At 56.4% G+C, this 14075-nt stretch carries 11 protein-coding genes; all 11 read left to right on the top strand.

The genetic code is table 11. The annotated features are described in order from the left end of the window. Window positions 1-7596, top strand: a 7596-nt coding sequence (locus OH705_RS21885; protein ID WP_267302979.1) for a hemagglutinin repeat-containing protein, incomplete at its 5' end; no start/stop codon positions are given. After that, entirely contained in the window at window positions 7593-8081 is a 489-nt protein-coding gene (locus OH705_RS21880) for a pentapeptide repeat-containing protein (RefSeq protein WP_267302978.1), read from the top strand. The genes OH705_RS21885 and OH705_RS21880, both read left to right, overlap by 4 nt. 203 nt (window positions 8082-8284) lie before the next feature. Further along, window positions 8285-8608, top strand: coding sequence for a hypothetical protein (locus tag OH705_RS21875; RefSeq protein WP_267302977.1), 324 nt, complete (start codon window positions 8285-8287; stop codon window positions 8606-8608). A gap of 411 nt (window positions 8609-9019) precedes the next feature. Further along, window positions 9020-9340, top strand: a complete 321-nt coding sequence (locus tag OH705_RS21870; RefSeq protein ID WP_267302976.1) for a hypothetical protein — start codon at window positions 9020-9022, stop codon at window positions 9338-9340. Then, entirely contained in the window at window positions 9340-9786 is a 447-nt protein-coding gene (locus tag OH705_RS21865; RefSeq protein WP_267302975.1) for a hypothetical protein, read from the top strand. The genes OH705_RS21870 and OH705_RS21865 overlap by 1 nt, the downstream gene beginning before the upstream one ends. Window positions 9787-10205: 419 nt before the next feature. Further along, window positions 10206-10499 carry a hypothetical protein gene (locus OH705_RS21860; protein ID WP_267302974.1) on the top strand — a complete coding sequence of 98 codons (294 nt, stop codon included), beginning with the start codon at window positions 10206-10208 and terminating at the stop codon, window positions 10497-10499. Between the two features lie 223 nt (window positions 10500-10722). Next, window positions 10723-11097 (top strand): hypothetical protein, encoded by a 375-nt coding sequence (locus tag OH705_RS21855; protein WP_267302973.1) that lies wholly within the window; start codon window positions 10723-10725, stop codon window positions 11095-11097. 751 nt (window positions 11098-11848) lie between these two features. Then, window positions 11849-12379 carry an SMI1/KNR4 family protein gene (locus tag OH705_RS21850; RefSeq protein WP_267302972.1) on the top strand — a complete coding sequence of 177 codons (531 nt, stop codon included), beginning with the start codon at window positions 11849-11851 and terminating at the stop codon, window positions 12377-12379. 7 nt (window positions 12380-12386) lie between these two features. Further along, window positions 12387-12845, top strand: a complete 459-nt coding sequence (locus OH705_RS21845; RefSeq protein ID WP_267302971.1) for an Imm42 family immunity protein — start codon at window positions 12387-12389, stop codon at window positions 12843-12845. A gap of 387 nt (window positions 12846-13232) precedes the next feature. Next, the gene (locus tag OH705_RS21840) at window positions 13233-13496 is read left to right on the top strand and encodes a hypothetical protein (RefSeq protein WP_023631007.1); all 264 of its coding nucleotides are present in this window, start codon (window positions 13233-13235) and stop codon (window positions 13494-13496) included. Window positions 13497-13523: 27 nt separating this feature from the next. After that, on the top strand, window positions 13524-13796 hold the full coding sequence (locus OH705_RS21835; protein WP_023631008.1) for a DUF3077 domain-containing protein: 273 nt from the start codon (window positions 13524-13526) through the stop codon (window positions 13794-13796). Window positions 13797-14075: the final 279 nt, after the last annotated feature.

Genomic DNA, 14075 nt, shown 5'->3' with positions numbered 1-14075 from the left:
AAGGTGCTGGCCGCCAGCGTCGACAACAGCCAGCGCGGCACCCTGGCCGCCAATGGCCCGCTCACGCTCGACAGCCGGGGGGCGCTCAACAACTCAGGCGATGGCCTGATCTACAGCCAGCAGGGCGACGTAGGCCTGCAGGCGGCCAGCCTGAACAACGCCAAGGGCACCGTGCAGGCCAAGAGCGCGATCACCGCGCAGACCACCGGCCTGCTCGACAACCAGGGTGGCAAGCTGATCGCCCAGGACGGCGCGTTGACCGTGACCGCCGACACCCTCGACAACCGCGGCGGCATCCTCGCCAGCCTCAAGCAGGCGCTGGGCGTGCGCACCACCGGCGTGCTGCGCAACGGCAGCGACGCCACTGGCCAGCGCGGCATCCTCCAGGCGCTGAGCCTGGATGTGCAGAGCGCCAGCCTCGACAACCACGGCGGGCGCATCGCCGCGCTGGGCGGTGACGCGCTGATCCGCACCGGGCAACTGGACAACCGCGATGGCGGCATCTCCGCCAGTGGTCTGCTCAAGGTCACCGGCGCCAGCCTGCTCAACGGTGGCGACGCGCGCGGCGAGATGGTCGGCCAGCGTATCGACATCGGGTTGAGCGGCGCCCTGGACAACCGCTCCGGCATCATCGAAAGCGCCAGTACTCTCGCCATCACGGCTGCCAATCTGGACAACCAGAGCGGGCAACTGCGGGCACTGGGCACCAGCGGCACTACACGATTCCAGATCGGCGGGCTGCTGGACAACCGCAACGGGACCCTGGAAACCGCCAACACCGATCTTGCCCTGGTCATTGGCGATCTGCTGAATGCCGGGGGCAGCATCACTCACCTCGGCAGTGGCGATTTCGGTGTCAGCAGCCAGCAGGTCATGGCGGCGGGAGGCCGCCTGTTGACGCACGGCACCCTGAATCTCAGTGCCGACGACTGGGTCAACAGCAGCGTGCTGCAAGCCGGCACGCTCAACCTCGATGTCAAAAACTTCACCCAGACCTCCAGTGGGCAACTGCTGGCGACGAAGGCGTTGCTGGGCAAGGGCGGCAACTGGCTCAATGATGGGTTGATTGCCAGCGATGGCACGCTGAGCCTGACCTTGGGTGGTACCTATTCGGGCAACGGCCGACTGACCAGCCTGGGGAACATGACCCTGTCTGCGGCGCAGATGAGCCTGGGCACCGCCACAAGCATTGCCGGTGGCGACAGCATCGTTGTCAACGTCGGCAACCAGCTGAGCAACCTTGGGCGCTTGTCGGCGGTCAACGACCTGACGATCAACGCCGGCAGCCTGTCCAATTACGGGGCATTGGCCGCGTCGCGCAACCTGAACCTGATTGCCCAGTCCGTCCACAACGACCAGGCTGCCGATGGCAGTCGAGGCTTGCTGTTCAGTGGCCGGGACATGTCGATGCGCACGGCGGATTTCAGCAACCGTTATGCGGACGTCTACAGCCTGGGCAATCTGCTGGTCGCCGGCGTCAGCGCAGGCAGTACTGCGGCAACCTTCCTGAACAGCTCCGGGACAGTCGAAGCGGCCGGTGACATCAACCTGCAGGCAGCCAGCTTCGTCAACAAACGCGACAAGTTCAGCGCCAGCCAGCAGATCACCGACGGCTACATGACCATCTACTGCGTCCAGCATTGCAAAGGGTCGCGGTGGGTGAGGGGGCCGGTGCACATCTACAAGACCCAGGAAACCGTGGTGCTGGAAGATTCGCCAACGGCAACCCTGGCTGCCGGGCGTGACCTGACCATTGGTGGGGGCAGTGTTCTCAATTCTCGAAGCGTGATCTCGGCGGGCAATGATCTCACCATCACGGCCAGCAGCATTACCAATGAGGGCGAGCGTTCCAGGTCGGGAACCGTTGGCAGAGAGGTGGGGGCTGGAACCAAGGTTCCCACGGCGTACTTCTTCCAGTTGATCAACGAGGTAAACGCCTACAACCAGGCCCACCCTCGTTCTGGACCGTTCAATGAAGCAGCCTTCAAGGCCCTGGTCGCGAAGTTCGACCCCGGGATGTTTTATGGCATCAATGAAGCACTCACGCTCAAGGACGATAATCAATTCATTGCTCCGGCGCTGATCCAGGCTGCAGGCACGGCGAAGCTCACCGCGGCAGGCGACGTCAACAATATCGTTGTGCGCAGGGCGCCGGAGGCGACCAGCAGTCGTGCGTTCGATACCCAGGTAGCCAGCGCGACACAGCCCACGGTGGTCAACCTGAATGCGCAGTTGCCACCCGATCTGGCCCAGCGACAGGTAGACCCGACCACCCTGCCAGGCTTCAGCCTGCCGGCCGGGCAGAATGGCCTGTTCCGCTTGAGTGGCAAAGGCAGCGATGCGGCAACCGGGCCCACTCAGGGCTGGACATTGGGCAACGCCACCGTCGGCTCTCATGAGCGTCAGGGGCTGGCCAGCTCCCGGCCGGGCGTGATCCAGGCAGTGGATGCTGCCGCATCCAGGGTGAGCGAGCAGGCAATCGATCGCATTGCCCACCAGCGCGTCGAGTCGGCGGCCAAGGCCAGTGCCATCGGGGTCAACGCGCCTGTGGCCGAGGCAGTGGATAGCGGCGTTCGATCGCCAAACCCAGGTGCGCAGGCACTTGAACTGAGCGCGCAGGATACCGGAGTCAGTGCCCCGCCACGGATACCGGGCATCACCCGCCTGCCCGACAGCCAATATACGAGCAAGCCGCACAAGTACCTGATTGAAACCAATCCGGTGCTGACCGACCTCAAGCAGTTCATGAGCTCCGACTATCTGCTCGGCAATCTGGGCTATGACCCGGACAAGAGCTGGAAGCGCCTTGGTGACGGCTTCTACGAGCAGCGCCTGATCCAGCAGGCGGTGGTGGCGCGTACCGGCCAGCAGTTCATCGATGGCCAAACCTCTGGCGAGCAGTTGTACAAGCACCTGATGGACAATGCCATCCGCAGCAAGGATGCGCTTGGCCTGAGCGTTGGCGTCGGCCTGAGCTCTGCGCAAGTGGCGGCGTTGACGCACGACATCGTCTGGCTCGAAGAGCGTGAGATCAATGGTGAGCAGGTACTTGCACCTGTGCTGTACCTGGCCCATGCCAACGGCCGCCTGGCACCTGACGGTGCTTTGATCGCCGGGCAGGATGTTCAGCTGATTGCCGGGGAAAACCTCAACAACATTGGTACGCTGCGTGCCTCACGCAACCTCAGTGCCACTGCGGGCAAGGACCTGACGAACAGTGGCTTGATCCAGGCAGGTGGTCGCCTGGACCTGTTGGCCGGCAACAGCCTGGTCAACAGTGCCGGCGGCATCATCAGCGGGCGCGATGTGAGCCTGACCGCCGTCAATGGTGACCTGATCAATCAACGAGACCTGACGCGCACGGACAACGACTACGGTAGCGTGCGTGAGCAGAGGGACCATCTCGACAGCATCGCCCGCATCGAAGCCAGCAACAGCCTCAGCCTCAAGGCGGGCCAGGACATCAACAACGTCGGCAGCGTGATCCAGAGCGGCGGCGACTTGTCGCTCAGTGCCGGTCGTGATGTGAGCCTGCTGTCGGTCGAAGAACGTCAAGGCTTCTACACCGAGCGCCAGCGCAGCAACACGGTGCAGCAGCACGGCGCCACGGTGACCGCCGGCCGCGACCTGAGCATCGGCGCCGGCCGCGACCTCACCGCCGTGGCCAGCCAGATCGACGCGGGCCGCAATCTCACCCTGGCCGCAGGCGAAGACCTGAACCTGAGCTCCGCCGCCAACGAAGCCCACAGCTTCAGCCGCAGCAAAAAGGTCACCCAGTCCAATGACCAGGTCACCCAGGTGTCGACCACGGCCAAGGCCGGCGGCGATGTGTCGCTGTCCGCGCGCCAGGACATGGCCATCGTCGCCAGCCAGGTCAAGGGCAAGGGCGATGTCCACATCGACGCCGAGCGCGACCTGACCATCGCCTCCGACCAGAACGAGAGTGCTTCGTACTACCTGAAGAAGAGCAAGGGTTCGTTCGGTCGCGGTAGTTCCAAGCAGCAGGAGAGCTACCACAGCACCAACGTCGCCTCGGTGATCGAGGCCGGTGGCGACCTGACCGTCAACGTCAGCAAGAAGGACGATGGCGGCATATCCCTGGACGGCGGCCGCGATGTGACCGTGATCGGCAGCCAACTCAAGGCCGGCGGCGATGTCATGCTCGGTGCCACGGGCGATGTGGCGGTGTTGTCCGCTGTAGAGGAGCACGGCGAGTACAGCAAGAAGACCAAGTCCGGCTTCCTGGGCCTGTCGAAGAGCGGCAAGAGCCAGCTGCAGACCCGCGCCACACAGGTGGGCAGCGAGCTCGATGCCGGCAACGACATCGTTATCGCCGCAGGCAGCGATGTGCGCCTGCGCGCCAGCGAAGCGAATGCCGGCAAGGACGTCGAGCTGCGTGCGGGGTTGGTGGACAAGGAGGGTGACATCAATCTGGTGTCGGCCAACGATACCGCCTACAGCCACTCGGAGCAGTACAAGAAAAAGACTGGGCTCTCGGTGTCAGGGGGCTTCATCTCCGTGGGCTCGGCGAAGAAGGCCGGCCAAGAGGCGCAGAGCAGTACCAGTGTGGGCAGCCAGTTGACCGCCGTGCAGGATGCCAGCCTGACCGCCGAACGCGATATCAATGTGACCGGCAGTGGCATTGCGGCAGGGCGCAATGTCAGCCTTAACGCCGGGCGCGACGTGAACGTGGCAGCTGCGCAGAACGAGCACAGCGAGCACCAGTGGTCGAGCGAGAAACGCACAGGTTTCGGCGTCTCTGGCGATGACAATGGCGTCAGCCTGTTCCTCGGCAGCGAGCAGCAGAAGGCCAAGGATCGCCTGGAGCAGCAACTGGCCGCCGCCAGTCAGATCCAGGCAGGCCAGGACCTGGATGTTCGCGCCGGGCGTGACATCAACCAGACCGGTTCCGACTTCAAGGCCAAGCACGACATCAATCTCGAAGCCGGTCGCGACATCAACATCGATGCCGCCCGCGAGCGTCTGCTGGTGGAGCACGAGCGCGAGCAGAAGAGCCAGGGTATCGGGGTCACGATCAACCATAACCTGGGCAACACCAAGGACGCGATCGAGGGCGCGGGTAAAGGTGAGAACGGTGTCAGCCAGACTTCCAGCACCTTGCGCGCGGTCGACGCTGTCAGTCAGTTCTTCGCCGGGCCTACCGCCGATGTGAAACTGGGTACCACCAAGCAAGGCAGCCGCGAGCGGGTGGTCGAGGAAAGTCAGCGTGGTTCCACCCTGGATGCCGGGCACGACGTCAACGTCAAGGCCGGCAACGATGTCACCATCAAGGGCGGGCAGTTGCAGGCGGGGCGGGACATCAGCATCAGCGGTCGAGACATCAACCTTGATGTAGCCAAGGGCAGCTTCAGCCAGGAAAACCAGCAGACCAAGAGCTGGGGTGGGATCCATGGCGGGACCACTGGCGGGATCAAGCTGGGAGCGGGTGGCAGTTATGGCGTCGCTGATCAGGACAGCATGCAGGGTACTTCGTCAGCGAGCCAACTCAACGCTGGTCGTGACGTCAAGCTCGATGCCAGCCATGACGTGAACATCATCGGCGGGCAGGTCCGTGCCGGACGCGACATTGACGTCGCTGCTGCCAACGACGTCAACATCCGCTCGGCGCAGAACGACAGCAACAGCCAAAACACTCGTCATAACGGTGGTGGCGAGGCAGGGTTGGCGTTTGGCGAAGGCAAGGTCGGTTTCTACGCCAGTGTCGATATCGGCAAGGGCGACCTGAAGCGTGAAGCCGAGCAGCAGCAACAGGCGTTCCTGTATGCCGGGGACCAGCTGAAGTTCAGCAGTGGCAAGGACACCACCATCGCCGGAGCGCAATTGCGTGGCGATGAGGTGATCGGCCGTGTGGGAGGCGATCTAAAGGTTGCTTCCGTAGCGGATACCGGCAAGGTCGAGGGCAAGGAGTTCGACCTGAGTGCAACGGTCTCCGTAGGTGTCGGCGCCAGTGTCAGCGGTTCGGTGGGCTACGGACAGACGACTGGCAAGACCAACTGGGTCCAGGAGCAGACACGCATCACCGGGGGGAACAAGGTCGACATTCGCACCGAGCACCACACCCAACTCGATGGCGCGTTGATCGCCGCCGACAACGGCAACCTCAAGCTCGACACGGGTACGCTGGGTTACAGCGATATCGCCGGCAAGGACAAGGAGCACGGTTATTACCTCAACGTCGGCGGCAGTTGGTCGCAGCCAAGCGGCGGCAAGTCCGAAACCCACGGCAACCTCAGTGGCTGGGAGTATGAAAAGGACCGCGAGCAGATTGTCCGTGCCACGGTGGGTGCTGGCGAGGTTACCGTGCGCCAGGATGCAGAGACTGGCAAGGACTCGGTAGCCGGGCTGAATCGGGATCTGGACAAGGCTTACGAGATCACTCGGGACAGCGAGTCGCGTACTGATTTGTATGTGTCGGATACCTCTGTCAAGGCGGTATTGAACCCGAAGAAAACCCTGGAGCAGTGGCAGAAGAGTGCGGCCAAGTATGGTGAGAACAGTGAAGAGGCCTTGCAGCAACTGGGTGACCTGTTCCTGACTGTAAAAGCACTGGGCGCAGGGGTTGATGCCGATGCGGTGAGTCTTGCCGTGGGCATGGCTGCATTCACTCGTCAGTTGGGCAGTCGCAACGAAGAAACACGTAGCGCGGTGGTTAATACCGTTCTGGGCAGGATTACCCAGGGCTCATCGGGTAAAGAGTTCGACGCGGTTGCCCAGCGCCTGATCGACTTGGCAGGTAACGACCCACAAGCGGCCCTGAAGGTGTTGGCCGCCCTGGATTCCGCCAATCATCAAAAAGACGGGCGAACGAACTTCGTGCCCGTTGCTGCATTGGGGGCGGCCCTGGTTGCGGGGCTTGGTGTATCACTGAGCTTGAGTCAGGGCTCGCCAGAGCGCCAAGCGGATATGCGCGCCGCCGCATCGAGTATGTTCGATGCCATCGAGGCATCCACTACGGACATGAGCAAGAGAGCGGAGTTGATGGTAGTGCTCTCCGGTCTTGTCTTTGGGGGTACTGTCTTACCAATCCATGAGCTTGACCCGCGGGCGAAAATCTACGAAGGGATGCTGGCTGAGCAAAATCGCCAGAACCCGTCCAGTGGAGGGTTTGCAGAAGGCGGGCAGGTGACAGTGACTCCGCATACCGGCGGCAAACAGCTTGATGGACAGTCAGGTAGTGGAACCTATGTCACCCCGGAGCATCAGCAAAACCCAGGGCTGGTGTTCAATGAAAACGCTGGTAGTCAGGCACAGCATCCGTGGGTCACCAAGGGTGACGATGTTACGACGACGGTGATTGAGCAAGCTTTGAAGGGGGATGCTGTGGTGAGCGCGCAAGGTTTTGTTTCTTTGCCTGCAATTCAACGATATGTTGATCGGTTGCTGAAGGGTGAAAAAGCCCCCCCCATTAAAATGGATGGTAATGTGATCGTTGATGGAAACCACCGTTACATTGCTGCCCGGCTTCTGGGGCTGGTTCCGGAGATCGTGCCAGGGCATCTGCCTCCTAATAAGACTGGATTGACACGCCCAGTGAACGAGTTAAAGATTGATAAAGACGATTGGGGTAACCGATGATTACTATCAGTTTTGAGACCGGCGAATCAATGCCTTTGGACTTGGAAAAGCTCGAAGGGGCAGATTTGGCCGATATGAAGCTTCACAGAGCTATTTTTGATGCTAAGGATGCTAGTTCAGCAGATTTTACAGGGGCCGATCTTAGAAATGCATCGTTTATTGATGCTCGGTTGGAGGCTGTCGTTATGCAGAAGGCAGTATTGGCTAATGCGCTATTTGTCAGGGCTTATTTACGGAAAGCTGATTTTTTGGGGGTGCTGGCAGTTTACGCTAATTTCAGTGATGCATATTTGGTTTCCTCTTGCTTGAAGGATGGCAATCTGGGGAGCGCATGTTTCCGTGGTGCGAACCTGTGCGGCGCTGATTTTCGTGGAGCAAGGTTGGAAGGAGCGGAATTTGCCTCCGCGATTTTCGATAATGAAACTCTATGGCCAGAGGGGTTTGATGCTGAGGGTCAAGGTGCTATTCGAAAGTTAGATTTATGATGTGTACTAGTGGCAGAGTGACTGGAGTAAAGTCGCAGTCTGATCTGGGTTGTTGTCTGGCAGAGGTTGCAGCAAATCCTGATGACTCTAATAGTCAGTGAAGTGTTGAGTGCAGGCAGTAGTAAGAAAGGGTGCAGATATATTTGTTCTGCTCTGATTTCCGCATTTGCATGGCTAGTACAACGCGAAGCCTACAGAACATTATGGAAAAGGTAGAGTTGATTCATGCTTTGATTAAGGAGGGCAGGGCGGGTGATCTTCTCGCTTTCGTCGAGGGGGAGTCTCCGTACCTGACCGATGCTTCTCAGGGGGTGCCGGAATTACCTGGGCTGAGAAGAATCTGGGTGCTTGTTGTAACGCATCTCAGATTTGTCACGCGGTATGGAAAGGTGACGAAGCCTCAGATCGCTGATGGCCAAGTGCTGTCGCCCTATCCTGCAGAGTTCCAGGTGTGGTTGGCGGCAGGTGCACCGGGTATAGCATTCGAGGACTTGCAGGCCTATGTAAGAGAGCATCCACTTGATTGACAGATCTGTAATAGTTGAAGAAAAACGGTTGACGAAGGGAACGGATTTATTTGCCCTGCTCTAATTTCTGCTTTTGCATAGCCAAGGCGAAGGTGAAGCCTGGTGTTTAAGGTGTCGGTGGAGGCGCCGGGTACTGGAAACTGGGTGTGTCGAATTTCAGAAGAGGGGACAGATTTATTTGTTCTACTCTAATTTCTGCCTTTGCATGGCCGAGACGACGTTGAAGCCCGTTGCTTAAGGTGTTCGTGAGGAAATCACGTGCTGGAAGCCGGGGCGTCAAAATTAGAGTATGGAAAATAAATCTGTCCCCTTTTTGCTGAAAGTAGTGATGGCGATAAAGTCATCGGGATTGATATTCCGTTTCGTCCGGTCAACCCTGGCTTTCCGCCTAACCAAGCCGTGGTCGATGCCATGAACAGTGATCTCATCAAGGGTATGGTGAAATGCACGAGTACAGATTGTTCAGAGATCGCAATCAAGCTGTTAAAAGCTGCAGGTGGGGAGGGTAAAATCATAGAGGTACGTCCGCTTTCAATTGCTGGGCTGAACGTCTATGAAAATGGGCAGACCGAGCCGGATCAATGGTACCATCAAGTGTATACGGATGATCGTTATGTCTATGATCCTAGGCTTTCTAAACAGCCGATACCAAAAGGTGATTGGGAAAAGCATATTAAAGGACTAAATAGTGACGGAATAAAGATCTCTGAAAAGTTGAAAGGGCTCAGGTGATGGGTATAAGTGCAAAGCGTGAAGGGCGCCCAATTTTAGAAGTCATTGAGTGTTTGGGAGAGACGGAATGGCGTAAAGGGGCTGCCAGTGAGTATGTTGTAAAAACACATGCCGGGTTATTTATCAGGAGTCAGGTTCAATATCCTCCATCAATTTGTTTTCGCTTCGTTGATGAGGATGTTACGGCTGTTGCTGAGTTAATCAAGTGTGTGGATATCTATCAGGGGCTTTTGAAGTGGGCGATGATCGGCGAGGGCAGAGAGGATGGGCGCCATAGTTGGGTTATTGCACCTCAGCGTTTATTTGATGTGACGGAGCAGGCAAATCAGGAAGGTGAAACTGCGAAGCAGTTTCTGGCTAAAAATGATCCTGGTTTCGGAAAGCAGGCATATGAAGATATGGCGGGGCTTGCCGCGCACATGAAGCGTTTTTTTAAGATGGACTAAAGGCAAAGTAAGGCGAGTTAATTTGTGTTGCTATAATTTATGCTGTTTTATGGTTGGGGTGACGGCGAGACCTAGTGCTTAAATTGTGGGTGGAAAGTGTTGATTGCCCTGAAGTGGAACGTTGCAGATAAGCCGACGAGGGACAGATTTATTTTACCTGCTCTAATTTCGGTCCCTGCAGATGAAGGGGCCTAGCAGTCATGCAGGGGCGGTAAAGATTAGAGTGGTGAAAATAAATCTGTCCCGAATGGCACTGGGTGGTGGCTTCACGGCAAGGGCAGGGGAAGCTTCCCGATTAACCCGTTCGATACCAAAACGGTATATGAAAATCCAGCCGTTCGAGATGGGAAACATCCAGTCACTGATGGCTACAATGGTGCTGATCAGCGTGACATCATCACGCATACGGGGGGCAGCAGTTGGACGGCGTCGTCGTCAATGGAAGTTATGTAGCGCCGATTGACCAGCTCAACCCAGGCTTGATGCTGAGCATCTTTGCCGACGAAGAGATCGCCAAAAACACAGTGCCAACTATCAGTGACCAGACCCGCTTGGATGACAAGGCGGGAAAACTCGGCTCTGTGTTAAGGGCTAAAATAGCGAAGGATGGAGAATTCGCTAGCGAGGGTAAGATGGTGTCTCGCTTTGATAATCATGGGAGGGAGCCTGGTGCTGTAGATGTGAATGCTTATATGGGGTGGGTAGAGATATAATTCTGATGGGGCAAAAGGTTGAGTGTTTCTATAAGGCGGTTGGTGAGTATAGATCTGCATATGTTAATTTTGTTGGTAATAACTCTAGGGGTGCGGCAAAGTTTGGGTTTGTTGGGATAAATTCTGACGGAAAAATAACAGCAATACATGTTCAAGGTGGTGAGGATATTTGGAAGGCCCTGAGCGGTAGTGCTACGGGAAAGGTTGTAAGGGAAGTCCTGGAATGATAGCTGAAGCTCAGGTGGTAAAGTGGCCTTGCGAAACTGAAGGTGAGGTTGTACTACGTCTCGGACGATGGGGGGTTATATGTTTTGGGTATTGCAGTTTGTCCGCAGAAGTAGAAAGTGGCAAGGTCTACAAGGTTGACATTACGCCAAATGTCATGGGTGATTATGATGTGGTAAGGCTGGAAGGTGGAAGTGAGCATGGTTTTTATTCGCTAAATGGATATGCATATTTATTGAAGGGGAAGCTTTCTAAGGGTGGGCTTGAGATTGAGGGGGTTGTGTTTGATGATGATGTGTTTGAAAGTGAATTTTTTTATTTGGATGGTTGTGATGTTAGTTGGGTGGTGGATAGGTTGGATGTTGAGTTTTAAGAGCGGATTATGTAATTTTTTGGTGGAAAAGGGGGGCGGATTTATTTTTCAACTCTAATTTCTGTCTTTGCATGACCAAGACGACGTTGAAGCCCGCTGCTTAATATGTCGGTGAGGAAATCACGTGCTGGAAGCCGGGGCGTCAAAACTAGAGTATGGAAAATACATCTGTCCCCTTTATGTTTCTAGGGACGCGGGGAGGGAGATCGCTATCCAGCAGGTTGTGTGACTTATACGTTGCCAGACGGTAGAGCTGCAAATTGGGGCGTCGATGGTAAGTTTATTGGGTTTAGGTGAGTGAGGCCATGAACGGTTTAGTGTTTGAAAAAGTTGGTGATGTAAATAGTAATTTTCCTTATCTGTGCGTATACAAGGAGGGAGGTGGCGGGCCCTTTATGGAAATTTCCGTAAATTCAGCTGGGGAGTTAGCGTTTGTATTTTACTCAAGTTCTAATTATGTTTCACTTACTGTCGAAGAGTGGCGGGAGATTTGCGTGCGAGGAGAGAGGTTTCATCCGGAGGCATTAGAGAATGGTGATTAAATTAGCGAAGGATGAAAAATAGGGAGTGGCAGAAAAGGGCAGATTATTTGGCTGCTCTAATTTTTTCTTCTGCATGGCTAAGACGACGCCTAAGCCTGCTGCTTAGGGTATTGGTGAGGACTTCGAGCGCTGGGGCGGGTGTGTCGAAGTTGTAGCCTATAAAATAATATCGTCCGCTTTTTGATCTCAAATATTAATGGAGTCAAGTAATGCTTGCCGACCTAATGAAGATGTTGCCTCCGCCGGATTCTCCTGCTTACCCTAACCCCGACTGGACGAGGGTGGAAAATGATCATGGCATCCGTTTACCTGCTGACTACAAGGCTTTCATCGAGCGTTTCGGCGCGGGGTGCATCGACGATTTTTTGTGGGTAATCGATCCATTCTCCAGCAGTAGAGATCTGAATTTTGATAAAGGCGATTACTTTCGTGAATCTTATGCGGTGATGAAAGCTAAGTTTCCTAGCGACTATCCTAGGCCTGGCTACCCTGCTGAGGGGGCATTCTGGCCTTGGGGATTCACCAAAAATGGCGAGACTCTGGTGTGGATCGTCAAAGGCGAACCAGACTCTTGGTCCGTCGCGCTCCACAGTGTGGACCAGGGAGAGGAGGATCTAATTGCCTGTGGTTGTATTGAATTTTTATGCAAACTATTCAGAAGAGAGATTCACTCATGTATTTTGCCAGAGGGTTTTCCCAGTGCAGGGGTAGTCCCTTATCGTTTTGTGCCTTTCAAGTGAGAGTCAAGTGATTGCAGGTGATCCGGATAGGTTCGCCGTGCAGTTCCAGGTAATTGATGCGTGGAATGTGCAGGGTGACAGTTGGCGAAATGGTGTGCTTTGCGTGTATGCCGGTGGAGTACGTATTTTCGATGCTGTAGAAGCGTTGGAGTTGCGTTCAGCGCTGAGTTTCTTCTCCGGTATCCGATTGCCTGACTCTACTGCAGATCTAATGTATGAGGATCGAGAAGTTTTCGACAACGCCAGGGCCTACTTTTCGGGGGGGATCGGCGATCTGCTACCAGGAATCGCAGATTTTTCGGCTACTGAAGCTGAAGATTCTGGTTTCATGATGTATTTCAAAATGGAACGGGATGGCGATCGACTGGTTTGGTCACGGGATGATGGGAATACAGTAGAAGGTTTAAAGCTTGAGACAGGTACCGTGGCTGCTGTCATCGAACAGCTTAAAACGTGTAGGTTGTAGCGTTCAACCACGACAGCTTCGCACGTGACTTTGCTGTGACAGCCTCGCCGTTCTGGTTTTTTTGCATCTGGAGCAAGGATAAGAATCGGAATTTCCTTATTCCTTGTAGTCCATTTCCGAAGCATGCTTTTACCGCCTTTCAGCCCTTGCCCCAGGCCACCTCGGCTTCTAGTCTCGGCCAGCCGCTGCCAATTCAGTGGCCGGTTTTGACAGACCGTCGATTGTTGTCCTCGTGTGCATTCGCTCAATGGCGGCTGTACGTGTGGGCACCTAGTGTGCGCCGAGTGCCAACAATCTCGGTCTGTCAACCCGCGTACAGCTGCCACCCGACTGTTTGACAGCAGCTCAGCTGACAGCTCAACCCTCAACCATTGTTGGAGTACGAGCATGCTGAAGATTGTCCCCGATCCACCTTCCCCCCAAGACCACGCCCACTTCCTCGAAGACACCTTGGTACGCGCCATCGAGTACGCCTTCTGCGCCCTCACGGTGGCCAACCAGGCCGTGCAGCTCAAGCCCAGGTCGCCCGGCGCGATCCTGATGCTGGCCGCCGCCCACGAGATGGAGGCGGTGCGCACGTTGCTCGAATCCGCCCTGACCCAGGTGCAGCATTCGGCACAAGCGCCGAGCGAGCCCCGCACGCTGCACTAGCCGACGACGTTTTCAGGGAGGTCGAACATGACCACAGACAATGGCAAGACCCAGCTCACGCCGGGCAAGACCCGTTTCTACCAGGGCGAGGGCAAGGATGCCCAACCGCTGTTCTGCATCGAGCCTGGCATCCCATGCCAGCATGCCCGCGAACAGGCGTCGGAGCTGATGGACTACGTGCGGCACCTGACCTTGGTCGGGGTGATGGATGAAGACCCGCGAATGGTCTGGGCTGCGCACTATCTCAGCGCGTTGGCCAAGGCGTTGATGGATGATGCGGAGCTGGGGATGGCGCACTGACCGCAAGGCTCGCTTGCACCTGCGGGGTGGGATTGCCAGCAGTTCCCACTCCGTGGCCCTGGCGCACTCCATTCGAATGTGCTGAAAATTTTTTTCTGGCCCCGTCCGCTCTATCTCAATGGTCTTGGCTTGGCCTGCAAGAGAATCCCGAAAAAACTCAATGATGGCAAATTGACGCCAAAATGATGGCCAAATAGTATCCGCGCCAGTTTGCAGCGCTTGTGCAGCCACGCTCCGAGCCCCAACCGACTTGCTGAACCAGACGATTCGCCCGGCGCT

Origin of the sequence: Pseudomonas sp. BJa3 (assembly GCF_026343815.1) — a bacterium.
GTDB classification, from domain to species: Bacteria; Pseudomonadota; Gammaproteobacteria; order Pseudomonadales; family Pseudomonadaceae; genus Aquipseudomonas; species Aquipseudomonas soli.
Note: the sequence above shows the minus strand (reverse complement) of the source record. Positions and strands in the feature narration are given on the sequence as shown.

Bases quoted from the DNA above. Each gene is read 5' to 3' on its own strand.
- OH705_RS21880 (WP_267302978.1), top strand. From the start codon at position 7,593: ATGATTACTATCAGTTTTGAGACCGGCGAATCAATGCCTTTGGACTTG.
- OH705_RS21875 (WP_267302977.1), top strand. From the start codon at position 8,285: ATGGAAAAGGTAGAGTTGATTCATGCTTTGATTAAGGAGGGCAGGGCG.
- OH705_RS21870 (WP_267302976.1), top strand. From the start codon at position 9,020: ATGAACAGTGATCTCATCAAGGGTATGGTGAAATGCACGAGTACAGAT.
- OH705_RS21865 (WP_267302975.1), top strand. From the start codon at position 9,340: ATGGGTATAAGTGCAAAGCGTGAAGGGCGCCCAATTTTAGAAGTCATT.
- OH705_RS21855 (WP_267302973.1), top strand. From the start codon at position 10,723: ATGATAGCTGAAGCTCAGGTGGTAAAGTGGCCTTGCGAAACTGAAGGT.
- OH705_RS21850 (WP_267302972.1), top strand. From the start codon at position 11,849: ATGCTTGCCGACCTAATGAAGATGTTGCCTCCGCCGGATTCTCCTGCT.
- OH705_RS21840 (WP_023631007.1), top strand. From the start codon at position 13,233: ATGCTGAAGATTGTCCCCGATCCACCTTCCCCCCAAGACCACGCCCAC.
- OH705_RS21835 (WP_023631008.1), top strand. From the start codon at position 13,524: ATGACCACAGACAATGGCAAGACCCAGCTCACGCCGGGCAAGACCCGT.